The organism is Pseudarthrobacter sp. (genome assembly GCF_036675385.1).
GTDB lineage: Bacteria > Actinomycetota > Actinomycetes > Actinomycetales > Micrococcaceae > Arthrobacter.
This window is the reverse complement of the sequence record NZ_JAKFFD010000035.1, coordinates 15,035-39,386: the sequence shown is the minus strand read 5'-3', so window position 1 is coordinate 39,386 and position 24,352 is coordinate 15,035. Positions and strand designations below refer to the sequence as shown.

Below are 24,352 nucleotides of genomic sequence, written 5' to 3'. Positions count from 1 at the left end.
GAAGGAATACCGCATGATCTTCATCGTCGTGAAATTCAAGGTCAAACCCGAGTGGTCCGAGCGCTGGCTGGGCCTCGTTGACGCGTTTACCCAAGCCACACGGGCGGAGCCCGGCAACCTGTGGTTCGACTGGTCCCGCAGTGTGGATGACCCCAACGAGTTTGTCCTGGTGGAAGCCTTCAAGGACGACGCCGCCGGGGAACACGTCAACAGCACGCACTTCAAGCAGGCCATGGCGGACATGCCGCAGGCGCTGGCCGAGACGCCGCGCATCATCAGCCGCCAGCTCGACGGCGACGGCTGGGACCGGATGGGCGAACTCACCATCTGACCCCATCGATTGCTCCGTAACCGCCCTTTTGACCCCTCAAAACGGCGGTTACGGAGCAGTCGATACGATTACTGCATGTGGATCGGCTGGATTGAATTCGACATCCTCCTGGGCGACGTCCAGAGCCTGAAGGAGAAGCGCTCCGTCATCAGGCCGCTGCTGGCCGAGCTCAAGCGCCGCTTCGACGTGTCCGTCGCGGAGGTGGGGGACCACGACCAGTACCGCCGCTCGCAGGTGGGCGCCGGGCTGGTGGCAGCAGACCGGGCGCACGTCGTGGAGGTGCTCACCGCCGTCGAACGCTTTGTGGCCGCCCGGCCCGAATTTGAGCTGCTCAGCTCGAGGCAGCGGGAGCTCCGCAGCGACGACTGACTCATCGACTGCTCCGTAGGCGCCCTTTTGAATACCCAAAACGGCGCCTACGGAGCAATCGATGAGGGCTGTGGATAACTTCTGCAGCGCACGCCGTATTCTGCTCTGATGAATCCATGAAGACCCCGCGCCCGCTGCCCGAGGAACTGCAGGACCGCCCGTTCACAGTTGTCGAGGCGGCGCGCGCCGGAGTGTCGCACAAGCGGCTGCGACACCGGACACTGCATCGGCTCGGCAAGGGGATCCGGTCGGAAAGCCCGACGGCGGAACTCCCCTTGGGTGACAGGGTCCGGCCCTTCATCGAGGTCAATGAGCGATGCGCCGCGTCGCACCTCACCGCGGCGGAGATGCTTCTGCTGCCGCGACGTCAGCAGAAGGGGACTCCAGAGATGTTTCATGTCATCAGGCCTAAGGGCTCGGCACACCTGAACAGGCCGCACGTAATTGTGCACCGCATGAAGCTTTACAGCGATGAGGTCACCACAGTTGACGGGATTCCAGTGACTACCCCGGAGCGGACCTGGCTGGACATGGCGGAAATGCTGTCAGTGGACGAGCTTGTGGCCATGGGGGACAGCTGTGTGCGCGTGCCGAGGGCGGCGTTTGAAGTCAGGGACATGCCGCTTTGCAGCTTGGCTGATCTGCAGCGAATGATCGACAGGCACAAGGGAAAGCGCGGGCTGCGCAGGGCCAAGGAAGCCATCAAACTCATCCGCGTGGGATCTGACTCGTCGCAGGAGACGCTGTTGAGGCTGGCCATGGTGAGGGCGGGGCTGCCGGAACCGGAATTGAACGTGCCAATCATCGGCGACGACGGAATACGCCATCATGAGCCGGACCTGTCCTACCGCAAGTACCGGATCGGAATTGAGTACGAAGGTGAACAGCACGGCGATGAAGGGCAGGTCGTCCGGGACATCACCCGTTCGGAGAGGTACGGGACGCTGGGGTGGAGGGAAGTCCGCATTTCCAAGCGGCACATGGTCAACGAAGCGAAGCCAGCTATTTCCAAAATCCGCACAGCCCTGGTCCAGGCGGGGTGGCGCATGGGCCGTTAAGCATCGATTGCTCCGCAACCGCCTTTTTGAGGGTTCAAAAGGGCGTTTACGGAGCAATCGATGGCTGGGCCCACGCCGCCAGGGTTCCCTGCCGAGCTTGCGAGGCTAGGGCGGCGGTGGGGTCTAGCCGAAGTACTTCGGCAGGGTCGCCTCGTGGGCTTCGCGGAGGGCGGCCAGGGACATGGTGTCCACGCCGTTGATCTCCAGGTTGCCGCTGGCTGCGTCCACCACGCCGATGCGGGTGTGGGCAAAGCCGCGGGCCGTGCACATGTCCTTGAACCGGACCTCTTCCGAGCGGGGTACGCCGACAACCGCGCGGCCCTGGGACTCGGAGAACAGTGCCGTGAACAGGTCCACGCCGTCGCGGTCCAGGACATCCTGCAGGGCGATCCGGGCACCCACGCCATAGCGCAGTGCGGACTCCACCAAGGCTGCCGCAAGGCCGCCCTCTGAGAGGTCGTGCGCGGAGTCCACCATGCCGTCGCGGGATGCGTTGATCAGGATTTCACCCAGCTCGCGTTCGGCGGCGAGGTCAACCTTGGGCGGCAGTCCACCAAGGTGGCCGCGCATGTTGGCCCACTCGGAACCGTCCAGTTCTGCCGCCGTCGTACCCAGCAGGTAGATGGCCTGGCCGTCTTCACGCCAGCCCGACGGCGTGCGGCGGGCGACGTCGTCGAGCTTGCCCAGCACTGCCACCACGGGGGAGGGGTGGATGGGTGTGGTGCCGGTCTGGTTGTACAGCGAGACGTTGCCGCCGGTGACCGGGATGCCCAGCACCATGCAGGCATCGGACAGGCCGCGGATGGCCTCCGCGAGCTGCCACATGACGTCCGGGTCCTCGGGGGAGCCGAAGTTCAGGCAGTCGCTGACGGCCATCGGAACGGCGCCGGAGGTGGCCACGTTGCGGTAGGCCTCGGCCAGCGCCAGCTGTGCGCCGTGGTACGGGTCCAGGTAGGTGTAGCGGCCGTTGGCGTCGGTGGCCAGGGCAACGCCCAGGCCGGTTTCCTCGTCCACGCGGACCACGCCGGCGTCGTCCGGGAACGCCAATGCGGTGTTGCCGCCGACGTACCGGTCGTACTGGTTGGTGATCCAGTCCTTGCTGCACATGTTCGGTGAGGCCACGAGCTCGGTTACGGCGGCAGCCAGTTCCGCGGGGGCGGAGGGGCGGCCGGCGTCCTGGACGGATCCGGTGAAGGAATCGGCCTGGACGGAGTCCTGCCACTCGGGGCGGGCGTACGGGCGGTCGTAGACCGGACCGTCGTGGGCCACCGTGCGCGGGTCGACGTCCACGATGACTACGCCGTCCCAGGTGATGATCAGTCGGCCGGTGTCGGTGACCTCGCCGAGCCAGGAGTACTCCACGGCCCACTTGTCCATGACAGCTTCGAAGGCGGCGATGTTCTCCGGGGTGACCACGGCCATCATGCGTTCCTGCGACTCGGACATCAGGATTTCGCCCGGGGTCAGCGTGGGGTCGCGCAGCAGGACGGAGGTCAGTTCGACTTCCATGCCGCCGTCGCCGTTGGAGGCGAGCTCGGACGTGGCGCAGGAGATGCCAGCGGCGCCGAGGTCCTGGATGCCCTCAACGAGGGAACCCTTGAAGAGCTCCAGGCAGCACTCGATCAGGACCTTCTCGGCGAAGGGGTCGCCCACCTGGACGGCGGGGCGCTTGGACGGCTTGGTGTCGTCGAAGGACTCGGAGGCCAGCACCGAGGCGCCCCCGATGCCGTCGCCGCCGGTGCGTGCACCGAACAGGACCACCTTGTTGCCCTTGCCGGACGCGTTGGCGAGGCGGATGTCCTCGTGGCGCATCACGCCGACAGCCAGCGCGTTAACCAGCGGGTTGCCCTGGTAGACAGAATCGAAGACCATTTCGCCGCCGATGTTCGGCAGGCCCAGCGAGTTGCCGTAGCCGCCGATGCCGGCAACGGCACCGTGCATGACGCGGGCGGTGTCCGGGTGGTCGATGGCGCCGAAACGCAGCGGGTCCATCACGGCAACCGGGCGGGCGCCCATGGAGATGATGTCACGGACAATGCCGCCGATGCCGGTGGCAGCACCCTGGTAGGGCTCCACGAACGACGGCGAGTTGTGGGACTCGATCTTGAACGTCACGGCCCAGCCGTCGCCCAGGTTGGTGACGCCGGCGTTTTCGCCGATGCCCACCAGCATGTCCTTCTTCATCTCGTCGGTCACCTTTTCGCCGAACTGGCGCAGGTGGTTCTTCGAGGACTTGTAGGAGCAGTGCTCGCTCCACATCACGGAGTACATGGCCAGCTCGGCGCCGGTGGGGCGGCGGCCCAGGACCTTCACTACCTCATCGAACTCGTTCTGCTTCAGGCCCAGTTCGGCCCACGGCAGTTCGGTGTCGGGCGTTTTGGCAGCGTTCTCGACAGTGTCGATATTGAACTTCTTGGTCTCGACAGGCTCGACCACCGAATTGATCTCGGTCATTTGTTGCCTCCCACAATCTTGTTCAGTACGGAGGTGAAGAAACCCAGTCCGTCGGTGTCGGACCCGCCGATCCCGTCCAGGGATTCGGGGCCGAAGCCAACTTCCACCGCGTGCTCGGGGTGGGGCATAAGTCCCACCACGTTGCCGGCGGCGTTGGAGATGCCGGCGATGTCGCGGCGGGAGCCGTTGGGGTTGAAGCCCACGTAGCGGAACACCACGCGTCCTTCAGCTTCGAGCGCGTCCAGGACCTTTTCGTCGGCGATGTACTGGCCGTCCTGGTTCTTCAGCGGAACCGTGATTTCCTGGCCGGCCTCGTAGTCCAGGGTCCAGGCGGTGTTGCTGTTTTCCACGCGCAGGACCTGGTCGCGGCACATGAACTTCAGGTGGTCGTTCTTGATCATGGAGCCGGGCAGCAGGTGCGACTCGGTAAGGATCTGGAAGCCGTTGCAGATGCCCAGCACGGGCAGCTTGGCATCGGAGTTGGCGGCGTCGATGATTTTGGACATCAGCGGCGCGAAGCGGGCAATGGCGCCGGCGCGGAGGTAGTCGCCGTAGGAGAAACCGCCGGGAATCACGACGGCGTCCACGTCACCCAGGGTGGTGTCTGCGTGCCAGAGCGGCACTGCGGTGCCGCCGGCGAGCCGGACTGCCCGGGCGGCGTCGCGGTCGTCAAGGGTGCCTGGGAAGGTGACGACGCCGATCCGGGCCCCCGCGAGCCTGCGAGCACCAGGAGCGTTGGCGGCGACGGCGATGGCCTCGCCGATCAAGGGAAGTTCAGTCATCTCAGGCCTCGACGACCTCGACGTTGACGACGTCTTCGATCACGGGGTTGGACAGCAGGGTCTCGGCGGCTTCGCGGGCCTGGGCCAGGATTGCGTCGGTCACCTCGCCCTCAACCGTCAGTTCGAAGCGCTTGCCCTGGCGGACAGAGCTAAAGCTGGTGAAGCCCAGACGGGGGAGTGCACCCACGATGGCCTTCCCCTGCGGGTCCAGAATCTCGGGCTTGGGCATGACGTCAACAACGATCCGGGGCATCCGGCAACTCCTGTGCGTGAGCATTGGGTAAGGGCGCAGCGGAGTCACGCCGTCTTACGCCGTTCCGGGATGCTGGGGACGTTCTTTTTCGAACAGTGTGGACGGGCGCTCCGCGAGCTTGCTAGGCCATTCTACCGGGCCGAGCGCCGCACCCTGTATTCGGTGGGATCGGCCACAGTCATCGCGGCGGGGCGGGCTTTCGGGAGGTAGAGGACGACGGCGGCTATGGCCTCGCGGAGCAAGCGTCACTAGGATTACCGCATGGCTGAAAAATCGAAATCTCTGCTGTTGCCGATGATGGCCGTGGCCGTTTTTGCCGGGTTGGGCCGGATGGTTATGCAGAAGATCAAGGCGGACCGGGCTGCCCGGGAAACGCGCGTGGCCGGCCCCATGGACGAAAAGACCCGCCAGTGGATCAGTGACGTGGTTCGGACGCCCAGGCAGTAGGCGCCCACTCCTTATCCAGGCTTCAAGTCTTTTTATCCAGGCTTCAAGTCTTTGCCCAAACCTCAACCGGGCGTCCCTGAACGGGGGCGCCCGTTTTTGTGCCCCGCCGCACGTGCCCCTGCGCCGGTTGCCCTGCTGAAAATGTACTAATCCCAAACGCCCTGTCCCGGGCCTCTCCCAAGCGACTTCCGGAAACTCCTAGCCACGTGACGTTCTACACACTATGGTCGTAGGACGTCGTATGTGGCAGGTGGTATCCCATCGGATGCCGAGACCGCCCTCACGGCCGAATTCTCCCGATCCGCCGCCCCGCGGCGCCTTGAAAGGATATGGATTTGCGAATTTCTACTAAGCGGAACAGGCACCGAAGTATTGGCCGGACCGCAGGAGCCGGGCTGGTAGCGCTGGCGCTGCTGGCCGGATCCGGGATCGCCGCGCAGGCGGCACCGATCCCCCCGAACAACCCCAGCGCTCCTCCCGGCTCGTTCGCGGAGGCCAACATCGGCGCCGACCGGACTGCGGCGAACTTCTTCTACCGAATTCCGGCCCTGACCTACCTGGGCAACAACGTGGTGCTCGCCTCGTGGGACGGCCGCCCCGGCAGCGCCGCGGACGCTCCGAACCCCAACTCGATCGTGCAGCGCCGCAGCACCGACGGCGGCCAGACCTGGGGGCCCGTTCAGGTCATCGCCGCCGGCCACGTGGGCGACGCCACGGGCCCCAAATACGGTTACAGTGATCCGTCCTACATCTACGACGCCGAGGCCGGCAAGGTCTTCGCGCTGTTCGTGTACTCCAAGGACCAGGGCTTCTTCGGCAGCCAGTTCGGCAACGACGACGCCGACCGCAGCGTGATCTCCTCCGCCGTGATCGAATCCTCCGACGGCGGCGTCACGTGGACGCAGCCAAGGCTCATCACTAACGTCACCAAGCCGGGCACCAGCAAGACCAGCCCGGTGGCCGGCGATATCCGCTCCAACTTCGCCTCCTCCGGCGAGGGCATCCAGCTCAAGTACGGCCAGTACAAGGGCCGCCTGATCCAGCAGTACGCCGGCGATGTGCGCCAGGCCGACGGCACCAACAAGATCCAGGCCTACAGCGTCTACTCGGACGATCACGGCGTGAGCTGGCACAAGGGCGCCAACGTGGGCGACCGCATGGACGAGAACAAGACCGTGGAACTTTCCGACGGCCGCGTACTGCTGAACTCGCGCGACAACGCCAACCAGGGCTACCGCAAGGTGGCCATCTCCACTGACGGCGGCGCCACCTATGGTCCGGTCACCCAGGACACCGAACTGCCGGACCCGGCAAGCAACGGTTCCATCGCCCGCATGTTCCCGGCCGCGGCTCAGGGCTCAGCGGACGCCAAGAAGCTCATCTTCACCAATTCCAACTCCAAGACCGGCCGCGAGAACGTCTCTGCCCGTATCTCCTGCGACGACGGCGCCACCTGGCCCGGTGTACGCACCATCCGCGCCGGTTTCTCCGCTTACTCCACCGTGTCCCGGCTCGAGGACGGCAAGTTCGGTGTCCTGTATGAAGGCAACTACACGGACAACATCCAGTTCGCGAAGTTCGACGACGCCTGGCTGAACTACGCCTGCGCCCCGCTGTCCGTACCGGCACTCACCACCACCGCCGGCGCCACCAAGCAGGTAGCGGTCACCGTGACCAACCAGGAGGCCACCACGCTTTCCGGCGCCAACGCCACGGTCTACACTCCCGCCGGCTGGACCGCCACCACGGTGCCCGTGCCCGACGTCGCGCCCGGTGCCTCGGTGACCGTCAACGTGGACCTGACCGCACCGGCGAACGCCAGCGGTCCGCAGAACCTCAACGCCGCGTTCACGACGGCGGATGGCCGGGTTTCGCAGTTCACGTTCACCGCCACCGTCCCGGCAGCTCCGCAGGTGGGCCTCACCATCACCGGAACGGCTCCGGCCCGCGACGTCATCGCCAGCCCCTACCAGTCGGGTGACGTCCTGGGCTACACGTTGAACGTCAAGAGCACCGCCAACGTCACGGCGAACTCCGTGCCCGTTTCGGGGACCTTCGACGCCGGCTTCCTGCCGCCGTCGGCTCCCAACTGCCGGTTCAACAGCCTGGCCGCCGGTGCAAACTACAACTGCACCACGGCCAAGCACACGCTGACGGCCGATGACATCGCCCGCGGCTATTTCGTCCCCGAGGCGAGTTTCACCGTCACTGCCAGCGCGACGCCGTCGCTCACCAAGACGGTTGCGTTCACCGGCGCCGCGGTGGCACTGCGTGACGGACTTGTCTCCGCCACGATCGCGGGAGCCCGCGGCGACGCCGGGCGCGACCTCGCCACCCAGCCGTACGCCGCCGGCGATGCTTTTCCGTACACCTTCAGCGTGAGCAACACGAGCCCGCTGGTGGAAAAGGTGGTTCCCACCGCCGGTAACTTCAGCCCGTTCGTTCCCGAAGGCCCGGGCAACTGCCGCTACGGCGTGCTGCCGGCCGGCCAGGGCTACACCTGCGCCACGCCGCGCCACACCGTGACCGCTGCCGAGGCAGAGCAGGGCTACTTCGTTCCGAAGACCACGTGGGAAGTCAGTTCCGCAGGCCAGAGCAGCAAGGTCTACACGGTCGACGGTGGCGAAGTGGACCTGAAGGTCCGCGACGCCAAGCTGGAAGGCACCGTTTCGGCTGAGTGGAACGACGCCGACGGTGACCGTTTCGCCAGCGAAGGCGATACCGTCTCATACGCCTACACCGTAGGCAACGCCGGCAACGTCGCCCTGACCGGGCTCAGTGCCCCGGACGCGTCCATCAGCCAGGACGCCCTGGCCGTGGGCGGGACCGTGACGGCAACGCGCGAGCACGTCCTGACCGCAGCCGACATCGCGGCAGGCCGGCTCGACGCGGTCTCGTTCGCGGCAACTGCCACGAACGGCGCCAAGGAAGTCACCGCCACGGTGACCGGCGGCGCGCTGGTGCTGGCTCTCCAGCCGTCGCAGCCCGAGACGGTCCCCGTCCTCGCCGTCCAGGACCTCGAGGAACAGACGGCTCCGTTCGACCTCGGCACGCAGGACAAGTACCGCAACGGCCAGAAGGTGACCCTGAAGGGTCTCGACTACGGCCAGTGGTATTACGTGTACCTGAACAAGAAGAGCTACCGGCTCGGCTGGATTTTCCCCACCACCGACAACACAGTGGAGTTCATCCTGCCCTCAGATGTTCAGAGCGGCCGCGACGACGTGGTGGTGCTGGACAAGGACGGCAAGCAGGTCTCCTTCGACCGCCTGCAGGTGACGCCCAAGGGCTGAGCCAGGTGATTTCCTAGCACCAAAGAAGACCTCCGCGCGGAGCCGGACATTTCCAAAGTCCGGCCCGCGTAGGGGTCTTTCTTTGGTGCCTTCCCGGGCCCGCCTTGTAGCTGCATGATTGACCTATACACCTGATGTGTCCTATGTCATATTCAGCTCTCAGTCTGTACTGTTTGTAACGGCTGGTCACAGCATTACAAAATCTGTAATGTCGTGTGCCGTTCCCAGCTGCTCCAGACCGGCAACGTGGCCGGCCGTTCCTCGTGAAAGGTGTAGTCGCTCGTGAAATCAACTGGAAAAAGCCCCATTCGGGGCGGGGGACTCCGGAAAGCAGCGGCATTGGCCGTGGGCTTGCCGCTTCTCCTTTCTTCGATGGCGATGAGCCCCGCTACCGCGGCGCCCGCTGAAGCAAACACGGCAGTTGCCTCAAAGAAGATCAACCCCGGCGACTACCCCGCCGGCCGCTACATTGTGGTCCTGGCCGAGAAGCCGGCGGCCACCTACGACGGCGGGACTCCCGGACTCGCAGCGACGAAGCCCCAGAAGGGCCGCAAGCTTGACGCCGACCGGCCCGAAGTCCAGCAGTACCAGGCGCATCTCGAGGGCAGGCAGAACGCTGTGGCCGGGTCCGAAAGCGTCCGGATCAAGCGCCAGTACACAGCTGCCATCAACGGGTTCTCGGCCGATCTGACCGCCGACCAGGCCGCCAAGCTCGCCAAGGACCCGGCCGTCATCATGGTGGCACCGGACACGGAGAACGCGCCGGATTACTCAAGCACGGACTTCCTTGGGCTCAGCGGTGAAAACGGCCTCTGGAAGACTGCCTTCGGCGGGCTGGAAAATGCCGGCAAAGGCGTCGTGGTTGGCGTTATTGACTCCGGCTACACCCCCTCCAACCCGTTCTTCGCCGGGGACGACGTGCAACCCCTCGCCGGCCAGGCCCAGGTGGGCGCCCCGTACCGTACCGCGGACGGCAACATCGCCATGCTCAAGTCCGACGGCGACACCTTCGTCGGAGAGTGCCAGAAGGGCCAGGGAACCGGGGCGGCGTTTGACGGCAGCGCCTGCAACTCCAAAGTCCTGAGTGCCCGCTACTTCGCTGACGACTACATGGCGTACGTGGCGCCGGAGAACCGCGCGCCCGAAGAACTGATTTCGCCCGTGGATGTGGGAAGCCACGGGACGCACACCGCCAGCACCGCCGCGGGCAACGCGAACGTCCGGGCCAACCTTGGTGCAACCGATATGGGCATCACCGGCGGCGTGGCGCCGGCGGCAAAGATCTCCGTCTACAAGGTCTGCTGGGAGGATGACAACCCGGCGACGGGCGGGTGCTACAGCTCCGCGTCCGTGGCCGCGATCAATCAAGCCATCCTGGACGGGGTGGATGTGCTGAACTACTCCATCTCCGGCAGCACCTCAACCACCACAGACCCGGTGTCGCTGTCCTTCCTCTCCGCGGCCTCTGCCGGAATCTTTGTTGCAGCCTCCGCCGGAAACTCGGGGCCCACGGCAAGCACCGTAAACCACGGCGCGCCGTGGCTGACCACGGTGGCAGCGAGCTCCTTCTCCACGGAGTTGCAGGGAACCGTCGAGTTTGAGGACGGAAGCAAGTACCGCGGCGCCAGTCTTATGTCCGCTCCCGTTCCTGCGAGCAACGTTGTGCTGGCGGCAAGTGCCGCAGCCGCCGGCGCAGCCAACCCCGAACTGTGCGCACCCAATGCGCTGGATCCCGCCAAGGTGACAGGGAAGATTGTTGTCTGCGACCGCGGGGTGGTGGACCGCGTAGCCAAGAGCGCCGAGGTGCAGCGCGCCGGCGGCATCGGCATGATCCTGGTCAACGTAACCACCTCCTCCGAGGACCTTGACCGCCACGCAGTCCCGACAGTGCACGTGAACCCGCCGGCCACGCAGCAGATCAAGGACAAGATCATCGCCAACCCCGGCATCAAGGTCTCCCTGGTGAACACAGACACCACCGGCCTTCCGCCCGCGCCGCAGCCGCAGATCGCCGGCTTCTCCTCCCGGGGCCCGCTGCTCGCTACCGGCTCAGACTTGCTCAAGCCTGACGTGGCGGCACCGGGTGTGGCAGTGCTGGCAGGCGTTTCACCCATCGGTTCCGGCGGCGACCAGTTCGGCATGATGTCCGGGACGTCAATGGCCGCGCCGCACGTGGCCGGATTTGGCGCCTTGATCCTGGCCAAGAACCCCACATGGTCTCCGGCCACCGTCAAGTCAGCCATGATGACCACGGCAGCTGATATCAAGAACGCAGACGGCAGCCGGAACGGTGACGTGTTCGCCACCGGCGCCGGCCAGGTGGACATTGCGCGGGTCCTGGATCCCGGCCTGGTCTACGACAACTCCGAGGACGACTACCTGAAGTTCATCCAGGGAACGGGCCTGGACCTGGGCATCCCGGGTCTCGGAACAACCGCACCGCGGGATATGAATGTTGCCTCGTTCGCGCTGGGGGCACTTACCGGCAAGACAGAGGTCACCCGGACTGTCACCGCGCTGACCCCAGGCGTTTACCGGGCCAAGGCCAGCGTTCCCGGCGTCAAGGTGACGGTCACGCCGTCGATCCTTAGCTTCAACGCTGCCGGCGAGAAGCGCACCTTCCAGGTCAAGTTTGAGAACACCAGCGCTGCTTTGGGGCAGTTTGCCATGGGCAACCTCGTCTGGCAGGGTGCCGGCAAGAACGTGGCATCGCCGGTGGCTGTCCGCCCGCAGTCCGTGGTGGCGCCGGCGAACCTGGCGTTTACCTCGGAAGGAGGCCAGGGGCAGGGCGACATTCCGGTGGTTTCGGGCACCAACGCGCCCGTGAAGATCACCTTGGACGGTCTGTCCAAGGCTGACTCCTCGGCCATCGAGCTGGTTCCCGGACCGCTGGCCCTGGGAACGGACGCGTCCAACTTCGCTAAGGAGGTCACGGTTCCGGCAGGATCGCCGTTGGCAAAGTTCTCCGTCTTTTCCTCGGACGAGGCCGCCGACTTCGACATGGTGGTCTTCAACCCGGCGGGACAGGCCCTGCTGGCCCAGACGGCCTCTGCCAGTGAATCAATTTCGGTTCCGAACCCGGCTCCGGGCGTGTACACGATTTTTGTGAACCTCTACGCAAGCCCCAACGGGCAGCCCACGAAGGCGTCCGTGGACGCTGCGGTGTTGGGAGCCAACGTGGGAAATGCCACGGTGACCCCCAATCCGCTGCGGCTCGGGAACGGCCAGCCGGGCATTCTGAAGCTCCAGTGGAAGGATCTCGCTGAAGGCTCCTATATCGGCCGGGTGACGTTCGCCGGTTCGAGCGCGCCCACCTTCGTCTCTGTGATTGTCACACCAGGCAGTGCTTTGGTGGTCCCTGCTGATGAAACTGCCGGTGACCCTGCCAACGGCAAGAAGGACAAGGTCAATAAGGAAAAGAAGAAGCAGGAGGTCCCGGAGTTCTCCGGAAACCGCAACATGGATCTCTAGCTCTTCAGCAACAGCAGGGGAACGCCGCCGGACCGCTTGGTTCCGGCGGCGTTCCCGTTTTGCGGAGGCTGCCGCCGATGGTCAGATTTCGCCGCGGGAACCAGCTGTCCCGCCGAGCAGGGGAGCCATGGCGCGCCAGCGGGAGATTTCACAGCCATCGGTTCGCCGGAAAGTCACACTGACGGGACGGCCGTTGATGGAGCCGGTCACAACGGCCACCTGCGGCCCGCCGTATTGCTGCGTGCAGAGTTTCGGGGGGCCCGGTTTAGGAAAGAAAATGTCCTCACCGAAGCGTTCCATCGCTGACAACGCTGCTGCGGGATCGGGCACGGTGCAACCGTCAGCAGGGCGGCCATCGCGGACAATGAGCCGGAACTCGTACTCGGGGGAGCCGGGGTCTTCCGTGACCCTGATGGTCAGCTCGAGGTCCTTCATACCGTCCCCGCAGTTCGAAGCGGTGCCAAGGCCTGCGCCAGGCGCCCTCGGAGCGCAGCAGCCTCGCCGGCGAAGGCGCGCTGATGCTCAACGTAGGCCGCTTTGCCTTCCGCGGTTTCGATCCGAATGGGCGGGTAACCCCACTCCGCGAGGTCGTAGGGGGAGGCCTGCATGTCCATGGCCCGGATCCGCCAGGACAGTTCGAAGCAATCCATGACCAGTTCGCTGGGAAGCGCGGGCAGCAGTTTGTACGCCCACTTGTAGAGATCCATGTTGGCGTGCAGGCAGCCCGGCTGTTCCATATGCCGCTGGTTTTCGCGGCTGGGCGCCAGTTCGTTCAGTGCAATCGCGTCGGGCGTGTAGAAGCGGAAGGCGTCGAAGTGTGAGCACCGGATCCGGTTGTCCTCCACCACTTTGTCCGTGCCGGCCGAACCCAGCCTCAGTTGCAGGTATTCATGGCGCAGGTCGAATTTGTCCTGTCGGTAGACCATGGCCCATTCGTGCAGCCCGAAGCAGCCGAACTGCGCGGGCCGGGCAGCGGTGCCGCGAAGAATGATGTCCGCGAAGGCCACAGCCTCGTGCCGGTCGGCCAGGAACCGGGCGCGGTCAAAAGTCACGGCAGGGGTTCCTGGCGGCAGCCCAAGGGAGGCGAGTTCGCCGTCGTCGAGCGTTTGGTAGTGCTTCCAGCCCATGCGGGCGGACGCCGCTTCAGCGGTCAGTACGACGCCGGCTCCCGGGTGCCAGCGCAGCAGTTGGCCAGGCTTCTGGGTGTAGTAAGTGAAAAGAAAGTCCTCCACCGGGTGCTTCCGACCTGCCGAGCGGCGGGCAAGGTAGGGATCCGAGTAACGGCGGACGCGTTGGGCGTGCGCTTCCTCGCGGGCACGCCAGGCGTCGGCCGTCAGCAGGCTACGTTGCTCCACCGCTGGCACCCAGGACGTCCTGGGCTGCGTTCCAGGCACCGATTTCGCAGCCGTTGGTGCGCGCGAACGTGGCATCCACGGGGGTATCGTCCACAATCCCGGTGACTGTGGCGGTCTGCGGGCCGCCGTATTGTTCGGTGCAGGCCACGTCTTTGCTCCTGGGGGCCGGGCTGAGGAGCGCAGCGTTGTTCTTGAGGGCAGCGCACGCAGCCTCCGGCCTGGGGTGCTTGCTCTCAGCCGTGGGGAGGCCGCCGCGGCAGACCAGCGTGTAGTTCACTGCCGCTTCAGTGGGAGAGGGCCTGACCATGATGGCAAGCTCGGCGTTGCCGGCGCCGGGGCCTGCCGTCGGGGCCGGGGGTGCGGAAGGTGACGGCGCAGGGACGGTGGTCTCGGTGTCCGGAGCGGGGGACCCGGAAGTGCCCGGGCTGGCGGAGGAACTGGTTGTGGGGCTAGCTGTGGGGCTGGCGGATGAAGTCCCGGTCCCGTCAGGCGTGCCCGTACAGGCGGCGAGCCCGGCAATGGCGAGAACCGCCAGTAATGGCCGTACTGTTCGCAAACGCATGGACCCTCCTAGGTTGCTGCCATTTTACGCCTTGCCGCATTTACTCCCCGACGGGTTGCCCGTTGGATCCGGCGGAGGCGGCTATGAGCCCCATCATGGATTTGTGCAGCGCCCCCACCTGCTCACGGGTCAGGCCCAGGCGTTCCATCATGGTGCCCGGGACGGCAATGGCCTGCTGACGCAGCGCGGCGCCGGCCGGGGTCAGGCCCACGGCAAGGGTGCGTTCGTTTCCGTCCACCCGCTGGCGGGTGACAAAGCCGGCCTCCTCCAGCCGCCGAAGAAGCGGTGAGATGGTGGCCGGGGCCTGCGCCAGGGCCTCACTGATGCTGCGCAGGGTGCGGGGTGCTGATTCCCACAGGCACAGCATCACAAGATACTGAGGGTGGGTGAGTCCGAGCTTTTCGAGGACGGGCTTGTAGGCGCCCACCACGCTTCTGGATGCCACGGTAAGGGCAAAACAGAGCTGTTGCTCCAAGAGGAGGTCATCGTCCTGCTGCCGCGCGGCGCCGGCCCGTACCGCCATAACATTCCTCCAATAGTTAGTGCACTAATTGTTAGCGTACACTGGAGCGGGTAATGGGGTTCTATCGAAGGGGTCACTTTCATGGGCAAAGGCAAGTCAGGCGACAAGGGCAGCGCATCCCAGCGGTTCATGCGCGCAACCGGCAAGCTCAGGGCGATTTTCGGCCCGGCCAACCGCAGTTCCCTGGTGCATGACATGACCGAAGAGAACCGGGCACTCCTGGTTCAGCGCGAGCGGGAAACCCAGCAATGGGAAACGGTCACCCGCCCGGACGGCAGCACCTATGTTGTGCCCAGGAACCCGGACGACCAGTCCCTCCGCTGACCCTCTCCGGCCTCCCCGCCATGCCCAACCTCACCAGACCAATTTTCGGGCGGCGGGCGTAAAATAAGGGCACTGACTCCACAAGGAGGCAGTGGCTCTTTCGCCCGCAACGCGGGAAGGGGGTGGAAACAATGGGACATGCGCTCACCGGTTTTATGCACGCGACTGACAGGCTCCGCTTTGTCTTCGGGCCGGCAACGCGTCTGGACACGGATTCGCCCGTGGTCCACAAGCATGATGAGTTCGAGCAGGCCTCTAACGAGGACCTTTCCCACTTCGTGGTGGAAACCGATTCCGAAGGTCATCACTACGCCGTGCGCCGCGAAGAATTGGACAAACAGGGCTGAGCTGTCCGCTTTGGCCAAAAAGAAAATGTTCTGGTGGCCGGCAGAACCGGCCCCCAGAACATCCTTTTTATGGTGTGGCAGGGCTGAGAGCTAGCGCCCGGTGCCGCCGTAGACCGTTGCCTCGTCCTCGCTGTCCAGGTCGAAGGCCTTGTGGATTGCCCGGACGGCGTCATCGAGGAGATCGGCGTGTGTCACCACGGAGATCCGGATTTCCGAGGTGGAGATCATGTTGATGTTGATCCCGGCGTCGGACAGGGCCTTGAAGAACGTCGCGGAGACGCCCGGGTGTGACCGCATGCCGGCCCCGATCAGGGACAGTTTGCCGATCTGTTCGTTGTATTCGATGTTCTCGAACCCGATGTCCGGCTGTGCGGCCTTGAGCGCTTCCAGGGCCTCCGCGCCTTCGACGATGGGGAGCGTGAAGGAAATATCCGTCCGGCCCGTGCCGTGCGTGGAAACGTTCTGCACGATCATGTCGATGTTCGAGTGGGCGTCGGCAATGACCTGGAAGATCGCGGCAGCCTTGCCGGGGATGTCCGGGACACCCACCACAGTGACCTTGGCTTCGGAACGGTCGTGTGCAACGCCGGAGATGATTGGCTGCTCCAAGGCAACTCCCTCTTGAGTGGTGATCTTGTCTTCGGCGCTGGGGATGACCCAGGTGCCTTCGTTCTGGCTGAATGAGGACCGGACATGCAACGGCACACCGAACCGGCGCGCATATTCAACGCAGCGCAGGTGCAGGATCTTCGCACCGGACGCCGCGAGTTCCAGCATTTCCTCGCTGGAGATGGTATCGATTTTCTGGGCGGAAGGCACCACGCGAGGGTCCGCGGTATAGATGCCGTCAACGTCCGTGTAGATCTCGCAGACATCGGCGTCGAGTGCGGCCGCAAGCGCGACGGCGGTGGTGTCCGAGCCGCCGCGGCCCAAGGTGGTGATCTCGTTGGTGCTCCGGCTCATGCCCTGGAAGCCGGCGACGATCGCGATGTGCCCCTTGTCCAGGGCCGTGCGGATGCGGTGCGGATCGACGTCGATAATGCGCGCCTTGCCGTGGATGCCGTCCGTGATCATGCCGGCCTGGGAGCCGGTGAAGGACTGTGCTGAGGCGCCGAACTTGTTGATGGCCATGGCGAGCAGGGCCATGGAGATGCGCTCACCGGCCGAGAGGAGCATGTCCATCTCGCGGGCAGGGGCGGAATCTGTCACCTGGGCGGCGAGGTCCAGCAGTTCGTCGGTAGTGTCGCCCATGGCGGAAACGACCACCACCACTTCGTTGCCGGCCCGCTGCGCGTCGACCACGCGCTTTGCGACGCGCTTGACGCCCTCGGCATCCGACACGGAGGAGCCGCCGAACTTCTGCACAATCAGCTGTTTGGTCACGGCAGTGCCTTCGGGCAGCTGCTGTGGCTGCGTTGCTGTGTGCACTTCGGAAGTGGGCGTACTCATGCGCGTACCTTCACTGGATCAATCGGAGTTCTGGAGGTCAGGCACGGCCTTGCTGCTGGACGGCGTGACGTGTCAGCCCAGTTTATCGCCGCCTGTGGCCGGACGCGGAATTGTGTCCAAATCTCAGCCTTCCGGCGGATACTGCGGCCGTCGGCTCAGGCGTAGGCTCATATAGTCAGTATGCATGAACGGCTTTGGGGGACAGGTGCTCGGGACATGACAGAAAACTGGGACAGAATAGGCATTCCGGCCCAGCCGGAAAGCCCGCGCCAGGACGGCATCAGCGCCACCGCGGTGAGCCGCAGCTTCGGGCAGGTGCACGCCGTCGAGCACATGGATTTCCATGCTCCGGCGGGAAAAGTCACCGCACTGATCGGCCCCAACGGTGCCGGCAAAACCACGCTGTTGCTCATGCTGGCTTCACTGCTGGCGCCGGATTCCGGCACTGTCACGGTGGACGGGCTGGATCCGCAGCATCACCGCGCGGAAGTGCGGAAAAGGATTGGCTGGATGCCGGACACCCTGGGCGTGTGGGAGTCCCTGACCGCCCGTGAGATCCTCACCCAGATAGCCCGTTTCTACCGGCTGCCCAAGGCCGGAATCCCGCAGCGCGTCACAGGGATGCTGGACCGGGTCCGCCTGAGTGACCTTGCAGACCAGCCGGCCCGTGTACTGTCCCGGGGGCAGCAGCAGCGCCTCAGCCTGGCCCGCGCACTGATACACGATCCGTCCGTGCTGCTGCTCGATGAGCCGGCGTCGGGCCTGGACCCGGGATCGCGGGTGGAGCTGCGCGTGATGCTGCGGCAGCTTGCGGCGGAGGGGAAGTCCATCGTTGTCTCCTCCCACGTGCTCAGCGAGCTGGACGAAATTGCGGACGCAGCGGTGTTCGTCAACCGCGGGAGGACGGTCCGGCACCAGACCACGGACGCGGCTGCCGCCTCCGGCAGGCGCTACGCCATCTCGGCAACCGACGGCGCAGCGCTCGCCGCCAAACTCACGGACTTGGGCCTGGCGTTCCGGGTTGAGGACGGCCGCCGGCCGGCCATCAGCCTGGTGTTGCTGAACGACGACGACGCCGCCAGCCTCCTGCGCGACCTGGTGCTGGCCGGCGTCGGGGTCAGCTCCTTTGCCCCCGCTTCGGGTGCCCTGGAAGAGACTTACATGAACCTTGAGGGGGAGCGGCGATGAGCCAGCTGACAGAACCAACGCAGCGCCCGCCGGCTTCCGGCATTGTTGCCGGCTACCTTGCCGGCATCCGGGATGTGGTGGTCCTGGAACTCAAGCAGCGGCTCCGGTCCCGCGGCTGGTACATCATGCTGGCCATCTGGTTCATCCTGACGGGCCTGGTGACCTGGCTGACGTGGGCCAGCTGGAACGCCCAGCGCGAAGCCCAACGGGCCTACTCGAGCTTTATGCCGCCCGACACCGGTCCGGGGTCCATGATCTTCGAAGTGGTCCTGGCCTTTGTCCTCCTCTTCGCATTGCTGGTGGCGCCCGCACTGTCTGCCAATGCCGTCAACGGCGACCGCGCCGGCGGGACCCTGGCCATCCTGCAGGTGACCCTGCTCCGTCCCGGACAGATCCTGTGGGGCAAGTTCTTCGCCGCGTGGGCCGCCGCCCTGGCCTTCCTGGTTGCCAGCACGCCGTTCCTGGTCATCGGAGTGGCCCTCGGCGGCATGACGCCCGGCCACGTCATCGTGGCCCTGCTGATGCTGGCGGTTGAGGTGGGCGTGGTGTGTGCCATCGGCGTCGGAATTTCCGCGCTGGCGGGGCGCCCGCTGTTCTCGATTGTCGTCACGTACCTTGCCGTGGCCGGGCTGGTTTTCGGTTCCCTGATTGCCTTCGGCCTGGGCACCGGGCTCTCGCAGGGCACCGTTATGGCCAACCAGGCGCAGTACCGCAATGTTGAACCGCTGCGGCCGGCACCCGACGAAACGGCGCCGCAGGAACCGGAGTACACCTGCTCCGGACCGCTGCGTGCCCAGCCAGCAGTTCGCACCGAAAGGGTGGCGTGGATGCTGGCCATGAACCCTTACGTGGTGGTGGCCGATGCCATCCCCTACACGGTCCGAGTCAACAGTGGCCTCGGAATGTCGTCACCGGTGGGGGCTATCGAGTCCATCAGCCAGGGTGCACGCTACGCCATGGCCGGTCCGGAGGGCACCTACCCCTGCGCCAACGGGGAGGCCAAGCCGCAGTACCTGGCACAGTCCACTCCCTTGTGGCCGCTGGGGCTCGGCCTGCAGCTGCTGCTTGCCGGGCTGCTGATGTGGCTGGGCTGGCGCTCGCTGCGCACCCCGGCACACAGGCTGGCACGCGGAACCCGCATCGCCTAAGCCGGTGTGCCCGACGACGGCTCAGCCCGGCCCCCTGAACCCAGGCCGGGCCGGGCTGGGGCAGGCCGGGTCGCCGGTCCTCCTTAGCCTGTTGCCTTAGCCTGTCGGCCTGACCAGGTCAGGGGCAGGTCCGCTCAGGTCAGGGCGTTGCGGCGGCCTTCGAATGCACGCCCGAGGGTGACCTCGTCGGCGTACTCAAGATCGCCGCCCACAGGCAGCCCGGAGGCCAGACGGGTCACCACGATGCCGATTGTCTTCAGCATCCTGGCCAGGTACGTGGCCGTTGCTTCGCCTTCGAGGTTGGGGTCGGTGGCGATAATGACTTCCTGGATGGCGCCGTCGTTCAGCCGTGTCAGGAGTTCCCGGATCCGCAGTTGTTCGGGCCCAACGCCGGCAATGGGGTTGATGGCTCCGCCCAGCACGTGATAGCGGCCGCGGAAGGACCGGGTGCGCTCCACGGCGAGGACGTCCTTAGACTCCTCCACTACACAAATGACTGACGGGTCGCGCCGGGGATCCCGGCAGATGTTGCACAGTTCTTGCTCGGTGACGTTGCCGCATACCGTGCAGAACTTCACGCGTTCCTTCACCATGGTGATGGCTTCCACGAGTCGCTTCATGTCCTGCGGGTCCGCTTCGAGGATGTGGAAGGCAAGCCGCTGGGCGGATTTGGGACCGACACCGGGAAGCCGTCCGAGCTCGTCGATCAGCTCCTGGACTGCACCTTCGTACACGTTTTCCTCTTTTGGCTTGGCTTGGGTAGTGAATGGAGTTGCGGGAGTACGTGCGCCAGGTGCCTAGAACCTCGCAACGATGGGGCTTCCGTCCGGGGACCGCTCCTCGATCAGCTTCCCGCCCAGAATACGCTCGACGGCGGCGCGTCCAAAGACACCGGATTCCTCAATTGTTTCATCGTCCGCGCTCGGTATGTCCTGGACATAGGTTGCGGCGGCAGCCCTGGCCGGCGCCTTGGCACGCCCGGCTTCGGCCTCGGGGCTGTTGGACAGGCGCTGGTAAAGACTCTGCCGGGCGGCAGCAGCGGACTCGGACGTCGCCGGTGCCGGCTGCAGGGGTGCGGCAGCGGGAGCAGTCGATGCCATGGCGTACTCACGAACTTCAGCCGGTTCGGGAACGGCTGCTTCCACTGGCGGGACTGCCGGAGCTGGCGGGGCTTGGCTGGCTGGCGCCGGGTTGTTGGGCGCCGCGGATTCTGGTGCGGGGCCTTGTAGTGCGGGGGTCTCTGGGGCGGAGCTCTGCGGTGCAGCTGAATGTTGTGCGGCTGAATATGGTGTGGGGATTTCGGTGGTTGCGGTGGGGGCTACGGGCGGCAATCCCCAGCTGGCGTCGGCATCGGACTGGCTCACGACAGCTGACGTCTTGGGGACCTGGGCGGTGGCGGGCTCGTAGCTGGGCGCAGGAGCGGTTTCCGTGGCCTCTTCCGGGACGGGCGTGTTCAGGCTTTTGCCAACATTGGGCTCGGTGCCAACCACCCATACGCCCGGCGCCTGCTCGACGGCCCGGCCCCACGGATCCAGTGCCGGATCGGGTTGTGAAGGAGCGGCCGATGCCGCACCGGAGGACCTGCTAGATGGGGACGTCTTTGCTGCTGCGGCCTTTGAAACACCTCGAGCGGGCCGCTTGGCGGGTGCGGCCGCTGAAGGCTCAGGCTGTGAAGGCGACAGTCGTGGGGTAGCCGCAGCCGAGGGATCCCAGTCCATGGGTGGTTCCTCGTCCAGTGGCGGAGCATCTTCGTCGCGCGGGGGACCCCAGTCGTCATCGGAGTAGGCAAACGAACCGGCGGTGGCAAGCGGCTCAGCTGGTACCGACTCTCCTTGGGCGGCTGGTACCTGGGCGGCTTCAGTGGCTGCCGACGCGCTGACGTCGCCGGTGTGCTGGACAGTTTCTGCAATAGCTGCCGCGCCTGCAGTCGGCGCAGGTGCAGCAGTGGCAGGAGGCACGGCCGGTTCGGGAGCACGCGTCGCGGGGGAGGGGGCTGGCGAAGGTGCCGGCGCGGTGGCCAGGACCTCAGGCGTGGAAACGGCGCTGGCAGGAGCCAGGCCCCACGCGACGTCGGCTGAACTGGCCGGAGCTTCCGGGCTGGCTTCCGGACTAGTGGGAGCTTTTGGGTTTGGCTCAGCGCTCGCTGCCCTGTTGGCGCCACCCGCGACTGCGGTGATCTGGCAGTCGATGCCCACTGTTTTGTGGATCGCCTGCCGCAGGTTTTCAGCGTGATCAGCCCGGCCGAAGGCGCCAGCCAACCCGGTAGTGCTGAACGACAGTGTCAGGACCTGGCCGTCAAAGGCACCCACCTGGGCGTTCGGCTCAACCAGGGCCCACGTGCTGCGCTTGATCTTGGAGAGTGTCTGCAGAACTTCCGGCCAGGCACGGCGCAGGACTTCGACGTCGCCTGTCCCGGCGGCCCCAGTTCTTGCCGCGCCAGTTCCTGTCGCTCCGGCCGGTGCAGCAGTGGCGGGGGCATGGCCAACCGAAGCGGGCGCAGCCGGGGCAGGTGCAGCGGTGGCAGGAGCCGTGTCAGCGCCGGTGCCTGCAGACGGGGTGGCCGGGGAACCTGCGCGGGGGGCGTCTGCCCCGGTCTCTCGGGTGGCCTGACCGGATTCCTGCCGTGTGGGCGCGGGCCGCCTGCCTGTGGACTCGTCAACCGGCCAGTCGTTGGTGCTGACCCTGGGCGGCGTCAGCGACGGCCTGGTCTGTTCGGCTCCGGTTGCCGGTGGCCGGGCCAGCCCTGGACCGGCAGCCGCTGGCCCTGAAGGCTGCTGCGCAGCAACCGGCGCCGCAGCTTGCTGTGCTGCGGCCGGAACCGCAGCAATCGGAGGTGCCGCAGCGGGCGCCTCAGAAACGGCTGGCGCAGAAACTGGTTGTACGGAAACGGGTGCAGCAGGAGCTGGCGCGGAAGCTGCTGGTACGGAAACAGGTGCAGCAGGAGCCGGCGTTGCCGCTGCCGGCACCGCGGAAACCGCAGCGGGTCCAGCCGAAACCGCAGCACCAGCCGGAGCGGGAGCGCCGACGTCGTTCCCGGCGTAATTCAGGCGCCGCTCCACGCGGTCGATCCGCGCAGCAATGCCGCGTTCCGTCTGTTCCGAACTGGGGAGCAGGATGCGGGCGCAGAGAAGCTCAAGGTGCAGGCGCGGAGAAGTGGCGCCGGTCATCTCGGTCAGCGCAGTGTTGGTGACATCAGCGGCGCGGGAGAGTTCGGAAGCCCCGAGGTTGTGCGCCTGGTTCTGGAGCCGGGCGATCTGGTCCGCAGGCATGCCGCGGAGGATGACCTGGGCACTTTCGGGCATGGCCTGGACGATGATGAGGTCGCGGAAGCGTTCCAGCAGGTCCTCGACGAAGCGGCGGGGATCGTGGCCGGTCTGCACAACGCGGTCCACAGCCCGGAAAACGGTGGCGGCATCTGAGGCGGCCACAGCTTCCACCACGTCATCCAGCAACGATGCGTGGGTGTAGCCGAGGAGGGCTACGGCAAGTTCGTAGTCGAGGCCGTTGGGTCCGGCGCCGGCCATCAGCTGGTCCAGCACAGACAGGGAATCGCGGACGGAGCCGCCGCCGGCCCGGACCACCAGGGACAGAACGCCGGGAGCCACGGGAACGTTTTCCTGGTTGCAGAGCAGCTCCAGGTACGCCATCAGCGGCTCCGGCGGGACAAGCCGGAACGGGTAGTGGTGCGTGCGGGAGCGGATGGTGCCGATGACCTTGTCCGGCTCCGTTGTGGCGAAGATGAACTTGATATGTTCCGGCGGTTCTTCAACGATTTTCAGCAGGGCGTTGAACCCGGCCGAGGTGACCATGTGGGCCTCATCGATGATGAAGATCTTGTAGCGGTCGCGGACCGGAGCGTACGTTGCGCGCTCGCGGAGGTCCCTGGCGTCGTCCACGCCACCATGGCTGGCGGCGTCGATCTCGATGACATCCAGGGAGCCTGAGCCGCCGCGGGCGAGCTCAACGCAGCTGGGGCACGTGCCGCAGGGGGTGTCAGTGGGGCCTTGGGCGCAGTTGAGGCAGCGGGCCAGGATGCGGGCGGAGGTGGTCTTTCCGCAACCGCGTGGGCCGGAGAAGAGATAGGCGTGGTTGACGCGGTTTTTCCGCAGTGCCGTCATCAGCGGCTCGGTGACATGTTCCTGCCCGATAACGTCAGCGAAGGAGTCCGGGCGGTATCTACGGTAAAGGGCGGTGGTAGTAACAGTCACGAGAAAACCCTACCAATCCGGGCAGACAATCAGGATCCCTCGCGGACGGCCGCCCTGTGGGGGAATAGTAAAGACCCCCCATGCACCCGCCAGAGCCCGTTTACCCTTGCTACCTTCCGGTCCTGGGGGAGTTCAACAGGATGACGCCACATGAGGGGCCGCAGACAAGTTTACCCGAAGATTCAGGAAGGTCCGGACGGCCGCGAAAGCTGGCGCAAAGGCGAAAGCGGGTTCAAAGGCCCGGACGCCAGCTAGCGTCGCCAGCCGTCCACCGGCCAGGTCATGAATGCGGGCTCCTCGTAAGGGTGCGCCGCGCGCAGGGCCAGCACGACGGCGTCGAGCATCTCTTCCTCCACAACGCACTCCACCCGGGTTTCCGGCACGCGTTCGACCGCACCGACGGCCCCGATGAACGGCCCGGCACCAGGCAACGGAGTGAAGCGCCCGGTGCCGGGGGAGGTGAACGTGCAGTGCGAATAGTTCCCGATCCTGCCCGCGCCGGCGTCCCCGATTGCCGCGAGCAGCGGCTCCGTGTGTGTCTCCGGAACGTAAACCACCAGGGCGTGCAGCTGTGTCATGGCCTCATCCTGCCAAGAAGGCAGGCTAATGGGCAGCGATTTTCATTGCTTATCCGGCGGGTAGGGCCGATCATGGATATGTACACCGATTGGGGCAATCTCAAGGTTGTGAGCTGCGGGGCCTGGCTGGAGGGCCGGACCCGGCAGCTCAACGGTGTATCGGAGGAATGGGCGCATTGGGGGCGTCCATTTTTACGTTGACGGGCCAGCTG

Annotated in this window: 21 protein-coding genes and 1 other RNA gene; 10 read left to right on the top strand and 12 right to left on the bottom strand. The window is 65.7% G+C overall.

What is annotated here, in order from left to right; translation table 11 throughout:
* Window positions 1–13 precede the first annotated feature (13 nt).
* From V6M49_RS03395 to V6M49_RS03385, 3 genes are all read left to right on the top strand, one after another.
* Window positions 14–331 carry a putative quinol monooxygenase gene (locus tag V6M49_RS03395; RefSeq protein ID WP_104062664.1) on the top strand — a complete coding sequence of 106 codons (318 nt, stop codon included), beginning with the start codon at window positions 14–16 and terminating at the stop codon, window positions 329–331.
* Window positions 332–406: 75 nt separating this feature from the next.
* Window positions 407–700, top strand: a complete 294-nt coding sequence (locus V6M49_RS03390) for a DUF503 domain-containing protein (RefSeq protein ID WP_104062665.1) — start codon at window positions 407–409, stop codon at window positions 698–700.
* Window positions 701–816: 116 nt separating this feature from the next.
* Window positions 817–1,758, top strand: a complete 942-nt coding sequence (locus tag V6M49_RS03385) for a hypothetical protein (RefSeq protein ID WP_332760033.1) — start codon at window positions 817–819, stop codon at window positions 1,756–1,758.
* Window positions 1,759–1,881: 123 nt separating this feature from the next.
* On the opposite strand, the gene purL is transcribed toward V6M49_RS03385, so the two are convergent.
* From purL to purS, 3 genes are read right to left on the bottom strand one after another with little or no spacing between them, the layout of a single operon-like run.
* Window positions 1,882–4,212, bottom strand: a complete 2,331-nt coding sequence (purL, locus tag V6M49_RS03380; protein ID WP_332760032.1) for a phosphoribosylformylglycinamidine synthase subunit PurL — start codon at window positions 4,210–4,212, stop codon at window positions 1,882–1,884.
* Window positions 4,209–4,994, bottom strand: coding sequence for a phosphoribosylformylglycinamidine synthase subunit PurQ (gene purQ, locus V6M49_RS03375; protein ID WP_332760031.1), 786 nt, complete (start codon window positions 4,992–4,994; stop codon window positions 4,209–4,211). The genes purL and purQ overlap by 4 nt, the downstream gene beginning before the upstream one ends.
* 1 nt (window position 4,995) lies before the next feature.
* Window positions 4,996–5,247 carry a phosphoribosylformylglycinamidine synthase subunit PurS gene (purS, locus tag V6M49_RS03370; RefSeq protein ID WP_056348600.1) on the bottom strand — a complete coding sequence of 84 codons (252 nt, stop codon included), beginning with the start codon at window positions 5,245–5,247 and terminating at the stop codon, window positions 4,996–4,998.
* A 261-nt stretch (window positions 5,248–5,508) separates the two neighbouring features.
* On the opposite strand from purS, the gene V6M49_RS03365 reads away from it, so the two are divergent.
* The 3 genes from V6M49_RS03365 to V6M49_RS03355 all read left to right on the top strand — a co-directional run bounded on the left by V6M49_RS03365 (window position 5,509) and on the right by V6M49_RS03355 (window position 12,458).
* On the top strand, window positions 5,509–5,694 hold the full coding sequence (locus V6M49_RS03365) for a hypothetical protein (protein ID WP_332760030.1): 186 nt from the start codon (window positions 5,509–5,511) through the stop codon (window positions 5,692–5,694).
* 335 nt (window positions 5,695–6,029) lie between these two features.
* The gene (locus tag V6M49_RS03360; protein ID WP_332760029.1) at window positions 6,030–8,987 is read left to right on the top strand and encodes an exo-alpha-sialidase; all 2,958 of its coding nucleotides are present in this window, start codon (window positions 6,030–6,032) and stop codon (window positions 8,985–8,987) included.
* A gap of 306 nt (window positions 8,988–9,293) precedes the next feature.
* Complete coding sequence (locus tag V6M49_RS03355) at window positions 9,294–12,458, top strand: S8 family serine peptidase (RefSeq protein WP_442959691.1); 3,165 nt, start codon at window positions 9,294–9,296, stop codon at window positions 12,456–12,458.
* 81 nt (window positions 12,459–12,539) lie between these two features.
* Here the strand turns inward: V6M49_RS03355 and V6M49_RS03350 are convergent, their stop codons facing one another.
* Genes V6M49_RS03350 through V6M49_RS03335 form a run of 4 tightly spaced genes read right to left on the bottom strand, consistent with a single transcriptional unit; the run spans window position 12,540 to window position 14,898 of the window.
* Window positions 12,540–12,893 (bottom strand): serine protease inhibitor, encoded by a 354-nt coding sequence (locus tag V6M49_RS03350; protein ID WP_141139341.1) that lies wholly within the window; start codon window positions 12,891–12,893, stop codon window positions 12,540–12,542.
* Window positions 12,890–13,822: a 3-methyladenine DNA glycosylase gene (locus tag V6M49_RS03345; protein ID WP_332760027.1), complete on the bottom strand. Its 933-nt coding sequence runs from the start codon at window positions 13,820–13,822 to the stop codon at window positions 12,890–12,892. Before V6M49_RS03345 ends, V6M49_RS03350 begins: the two co-directional genes overlap by 4 nt.
* Complete coding sequence (locus V6M49_RS03340; RefSeq protein WP_332760026.1) at window positions 13,800–14,375, bottom strand: SSI family serine proteinase inhibitor; 576 nt, start codon at window positions 14,373–14,375, stop codon at window positions 13,800–13,802. Before V6M49_RS03340 ends, V6M49_RS03345 begins: the two co-directional genes overlap by 23 nt.
* A 40-nt stretch (window positions 14,376–14,415) precedes the next feature.
* The gene (locus V6M49_RS03335) at window positions 14,416–14,898 is read right to left on the bottom strand and encodes a MarR family winged helix-turn-helix transcriptional regulator (RefSeq protein WP_141139344.1); all 483 of its coding nucleotides are present in this window, start codon (window positions 14,896–14,898) and stop codon (window positions 14,416–14,418) included.
* A gap of 81 nt (window positions 14,899–14,979) precedes the next feature.
* Between V6M49_RS03335 and V6M49_RS03330 the strand changes: the two genes are divergently transcribed.
* Window positions 14,980–15,222 carry a hypothetical protein gene (locus V6M49_RS03330; RefSeq protein WP_141139345.1) on the top strand — a complete coding sequence of 81 codons (243 nt, stop codon included), beginning with the start codon at window positions 14,980–14,982 and terminating at the stop codon, window positions 15,220–15,222.
* Window positions 15,223–15,353: 131 nt separating this feature from the next.
* Complete coding sequence (locus V6M49_RS03325; RefSeq protein WP_141139346.1) at window positions 15,354–15,569, top strand: hypothetical protein; 216 nt, start codon at window positions 15,354–15,356, stop codon at window positions 15,567–15,569.
* A gap of 90 nt (window positions 15,570–15,659) precedes the next feature.
* Here the strand turns inward: V6M49_RS03325 and V6M49_RS03320 are convergent, their stop codons facing one another.
* Entirely contained in the window at window positions 15,660–17,018 is a 1,359-nt protein-coding gene (locus tag V6M49_RS03320; RefSeq protein ID WP_332760025.1) for an aspartate kinase, read from the bottom strand.
* A 216-nt stretch (window positions 17,019–17,234) separates the two neighbouring features.
* On the opposite strand from V6M49_RS03320, the gene V6M49_RS03315 reads away from it, so the two are divergent.
* Window positions 17,235–18,206: an ABC transporter ATP-binding protein gene (locus V6M49_RS03315; protein ID WP_141139347.1), complete on the top strand. Its 972-nt coding sequence runs from the start codon at window positions 17,235–17,237 to the stop codon at window positions 18,204–18,206.
* Window positions 18,203–19,354, top strand: coding sequence for an ABC transporter permease (locus V6M49_RS03310; RefSeq protein WP_332760023.1), 1,152 nt, complete (start codon window positions 18,203–18,205; stop codon window positions 19,352–19,354). Before V6M49_RS03315 ends, V6M49_RS03310 begins: the two co-directional genes overlap by 4 nt.
* Before the next feature lie 134 nt (window positions 19,355–19,488).
* Here the strand turns inward: V6M49_RS03310 and recR are convergent, their stop codons facing one another.
* The 4 genes from recR to V6M49_RS03290 all read right to left on the bottom strand — a co-directional run bounded on the left by recR (window position 19,489) and on the right by V6M49_RS03290 (window position 24,140).
* Window positions 19,489–20,088 (bottom strand): recombination mediator RecR, encoded by a 600-nt coding sequence (gene recR / locus V6M49_RS03305; RefSeq protein ID WP_056348564.1) that lies wholly within the window; start codon window positions 20,086–20,088, stop codon window positions 19,489–19,491.
* 63 nt (window positions 20,089–20,151) lie between these two features.
* Window positions 20,152–23,562, bottom strand: a complete 3,411-nt coding sequence (locus tag V6M49_RS03300) for a DNA polymerase III subunit gamma and tau (protein ID WP_332760018.1) — start codon at window positions 23,560–23,562, stop codon at window positions 20,152–20,154.
* Window positions 23,563–23,628: 66 nt separating this feature from the next.
* Window positions 23,629–23,725, bottom strand: an RNA gene (gene ffs / locus V6M49_RS03295) — signal recognition particle sRNA small type.
* A gap of 88 nt (window positions 23,726–23,813) precedes the next feature.
* Window positions 23,814–24,140, bottom strand: a complete 327-nt coding sequence (locus V6M49_RS03290; protein WP_141139350.1) for a hypothetical protein — start codon at window positions 24,138–24,140, stop codon at window positions 23,814–23,816.
* Window positions 24,141–24,352: the final 212 nt, after the last annotated feature.

Excerpts from the sequence above, each read along its gene's own strand:
- V6M49_RS03310 (WP_332760023.1), top strand. The coding sequence starts at position 18,203 with ATGAGCCAGCTGACAGAACCAACGCAGCGCCCGCCGGCTTCCGGCATT.
- V6M49_RS03365 (WP_332760030.1), top strand. The coding sequence starts at position 5,509 with ATGGCTGAAAAATCGAAATCTCTGCTGTTGCCGATGATGGCCGTGGCC.
- V6M49_RS03330 (WP_141139345.1), top strand. The coding sequence starts at position 14,980 with ATGGGCAAAGGCAAGTCAGGCGACAAGGGCAGCGCATCCCAGCGGTTC.
- purL (WP_332760032.1), bottom strand. The coding sequence starts at position 4,212 with ATGACCGAGATCAATTCGGTGGTCGAGCCTGTCGAGACCAAGAAGTTC.
- V6M49_RS03340 (WP_332760026.1), bottom strand. The coding sequence starts at position 14,375 with ATGCGTTTGCGAACAGTACGGCCATTACTGGCGGTTCTCGCCATTGCC.
- V6M49_RS03390 (WP_104062665.1), top strand. The coding sequence starts at position 407 with ATGTGGATCGGCTGGATTGAATTCGACATCCTCCTGGGCGACGTCCAG.
- purQ (WP_332760031.1), bottom strand. The coding sequence starts at position 4,994 with ATGACTGAACTTCCCTTGATCGGCGAGGCCATCGCCGTCGCCGCCAAC.
- V6M49_RS03335 (WP_141139344.1), bottom strand. The coding sequence starts at position 14,898 with ATGGCGGTACGGGCCGGCGCCGCGCGGCAGCAGGACGATGACCTCCTC.
- purS (WP_056348600.1), bottom strand. The coding sequence starts at position 5,247 with ATGCCCCGGATCGTTGTTGACGTCATGCCCAAGCCCGAGATTCTGGAC.
- V6M49_RS03350 (WP_141139341.1), bottom strand. The coding sequence starts at position 12,893 with ATGAAGGACCTCGAGCTGACCATCAGGGTCACGGAAGACCCCGGCTCC.
- V6M49_RS03385 (WP_332760033.1), top strand. The coding sequence starts at position 817 with ATGAAGACCCCGCGCCCGCTGCCCGAGGAACTGCAGGACCGCCCGTTC.
- V6M49_RS03320 (WP_332760025.1), bottom strand. The coding sequence starts at position 17,018 with ATGAGTACGCCCACTTCCGAAGTGCACACAGCAACGCAGCCACAGCAG.
- V6M49_RS03325 (WP_141139346.1), top strand. The coding sequence starts at position 15,354 with ATGGGACATGCGCTCACCGGTTTTATGCACGCGACTGACAGGCTCCGC.
- V6M49_RS03315 (WP_141139347.1), top strand. The coding sequence starts at position 17,235 with ATGACAGAAAACTGGGACAGAATAGGCATTCCGGCCCAGCCGGAAAGC.
- V6M49_RS03395 (WP_104062664.1), top strand. The coding sequence starts at position 14 with ATGATCTTCATCGTCGTGAAATTCAAGGTCAAACCCGAGTGGTCCGAG.
- V6M49_RS03290 (WP_141139350.1), bottom strand. The coding sequence starts at position 24,140 with ATGACACAGCTGCACGCCCTGGTGGTTTACGTTCCGGAGACACACACG.